A 3,042-nucleotide genomic window follows, 5' to 3' on the forward strand; every position below is an offset into this window, starting at 1 on the left:
GTGGATCCCGGCTGTTGTCGTCACGGCCATCGCCGCGACCGGCGTCTACGACCTGGCTCAGCGCAAGCACTCAGTGCTACGCAACTACCCGGTTCTGGGCCATATGCGCTATCTGCTGGAGGCGCTACGCCCGGAACTACAGCAATATTTCATCGAACGCAACTTCGACGGCCGCCCATTCGACCGCGACATCCGCTCGCTGATCTACGAGCGCGCCAAAGGTACCGCCGCCGAGGTGTCGTTCGGAACCGAGCGCGACATCGACAAAGACGGCTATGAATACCTGCTTCACTCGACGGCCCCGGTCGATCCGCCCGAAGAACCGTTGCGGGTCAGAATCGGTGGGCCGGACTGCAAGAAGCCGTACGACATCGCGCTGATGAACATCTCGTCGATGAGTTTCGGCGCGCTGTCCGGTAACGCGTTGCGGGCGATGAACAACGGCGCGCGCAAGGGGCGTTTCGCTCACGACACCGGAGAAGGTGGACTGACTCCGTATCATCTCGGCGGAGCCGACGTGGTGTGGCAGATCGGTTCGGGATACTTCGGTGCGCGGGCCAAGGACGGCTCCTTTGACCCACATCAGTTCGCCGACAAGGCAGCTCATGATGCGGTCAAGTGCATCTCGATCAAGTTGAGTCAAGGGGCGAAGCCTGGGGTGGGCGGAGTGCTGCCGGCGGCCAAAGTCAGCGAGGAAATCGCCGCCTACCGGGGTGTGCCGGTCGGCGAGAAGTGCGTCAGCCCCGCTGCGCACACTGCGTTCGGAACGCCGCGCGAACTGATCGGATTCGTGGCGCGGTTGCGTGAACTGGCCGGCGGAAAGCCGGTCGGGTTCAAGCTGTGCGTGGGTTCCCGAGTCGACGTGCTGGCAATCTGCAAGGCGATGCTCGCCGAAGGCGTGTCCGCGGACTTCATCATCGTGGACGGTGGTGAGGGCGGCACCGCCGCCGCACCGCTGGAATACGAGGACCACGTGGGCCTTCCACTGACCGACGGTCTGATGACTGTGCACAATGCGCTGGTGGGGACGGGCCTGCGGGACAAGATTCGCCTCGGCGCCAGCGGCAAGGTCGCGACCGGCACCGATATCGTGAAGCGCCTCATTCAGGGTGCCGACTACACCAACTCGGCCCGATCGATGATGATGGCAGCCGGCTGCATTCAATCGCAACGCTGTCACACCAACCGCTGCCCGGTCGGGGTCGCCACCCAGGACCCGCAGCGCGCGCGAGCCCTGGACGTAGCCGACAAGAGCGAACGCGTGTACCGCTACCAGAAGGCGACGGTTGCGCAGGCGATGCGGATCATGGGATCGATGGGTGTCTCCGATCCGACGAAGCTCAATCCCCACATGTTGCACAAGCGCGTCTCCTCGACCGAACGACTTTCCTACGCAGAGCTTTACGAATGGCTCACCCCCGGAGTGTTGCTCGACCATGCGCCCAACAGCTGGCGATCCGACTGGGAGTCGGCCGACGCGGATTCCTTTGCTCCGGCCGGTATACCCCGATTATTGAAGGTCTAGGAGAGCCATTGCCTACCGTCGCTTCCACTATCGTCTCGGCCCTCGTCGATCTGGGAGTTCGCCAGGTATGGGGGGTCGTCGGCGACGCTCTGAACCCCATTACCGACGCAATCCGCCGCGAGGACCGGCTGGAATGGGTCGGGGTGCGGCATGAGGAAGTGGCGGCGTTCGCGGCGGGAGCGCAGGCTCAACTCACCGGAACGCTGGGGGTGTGCATGGGAACCGTCGGCCCAGGCTCCTTGCACCTGCTCAACGGTCTATACGACGCGAAGAAGTCGCATGCCCCGGTGCTCGCCATCTGCGGGCAGGTCCCGACTGCGGATATCGGCAGCAATTTCTTCCAGGAAGTCGACAACGATGCAGTCTTTGCCGGCGTCAGTGAGTTTCACGAGACGGTCACCACCCCAAGTCAGATGCCGTATCTGCTTGAGCAAGCGGTCAATACGGCACTGGCTCGCCGAGGTGTGGCGATACTGACCATCCCCGGCGACATCGGTGAACAGCGTGTCGCGACATCGGGCGCCACCTTCGCCCTGTCCCGCGCGGGCCAGTCGCCCGACCCGGGGGATGTCCAGCTCGCCGCCGACACCTTGAACCAGGCCGAGAAGGTCGCGCTCCTGGTCGGGTGCGGTGCGCGCGAGGCTCGTGACGAAGTACTGTCAATAGCCAAGGCATTGGCCGCGCCCATGGTGCTGACCTTGAAGGCCAAGGCTGGATTCGACGGAGAAAACCCTTATCAATTAGGGCAAACCGGCCTCATCGGTAACCCCGCCGCCCATCTGGCACTGCATCACGCCGATACGTTGCTTCTCATCGGCACCGACTTCCCGTATCGTGACTGGCTCCCGCATGACAAGACCGTCGTCCAAATCGACACGCGCCCAGAGCATATCGGTCGGCGCGTATCGGTGACTGTTCCGCTTGTCGGCGATGCGAAAACCACTCTGGCGCAGCTCCTGCCACGACTCACCGCACGTTCTGACACCCGATTCCTGGACCGGCACCGTCGTGAATTCGAGCTGTGGCGCTCCGCGCAGCAGCGGCTCGCCGACCCCGACCACGATCGCAAGTTGCTGGGACGGATCCGCAAGCACCTCGACAACCCCGAGGAGCTGATCCGGCCGGAACTGGTCGCTGCTGTGCTCGACGCTGCGGCCGCCGATGACGCCATCTTCACGTCCGATACCGGCATGGCCACCGTGTGGTTGTCGCGCTTTATCGAAATGCGCGGTAGCCGTGCCCTTCTGGGGTCGTACAACTTGGGTTCAATGGCCAACGCCATGCCACAGGCACTCGGGGCCGCGGCGCTGGACCGTTCTCGGCAGGTGATTGCCTGCTGCGGCGACGGAGGCCTGATGATGTTGCTCGGCGACCTGCGTACCGCGGTCACCTATCGGCTGCCGGTGAAATTCGTGGTGTTCAACAACGGCCGACTCGGCATGGTCATACTCGAGCAAGAGCAAAGTGGATTGCCGGAGTACGGAACGCAACTCGACAACCCCGATATCGCCGCCGTC

Annotated in this window: 2 protein-coding genes; both read left to right on the forward strand. The window is 63.6% G+C overall.

Annotated features, from left to right (window positions below):
• On the forward strand, positions 1-1,525 hold a 1,525-nt coding region (locus AC2VOU_RS20460; RefSeq protein ID WP_486959009.1), incomplete at its 5' end, for an FMN-binding glutamate synthase family protein.
• An 8-nt stretch (positions 1,526-1,533) separates the two neighbouring features.
• The coding region (locus tag AC2VOU_RS20465) for a thiamine pyrophosphate-binding protein (protein WP_486959010.1) at positions 1,534-3,042 on the forward strand (1,509 nt) is incomplete at its 3' end.

It is taken from the genome of Mycobacterium sp. TH-M25 (assembly GCF_057473665.1).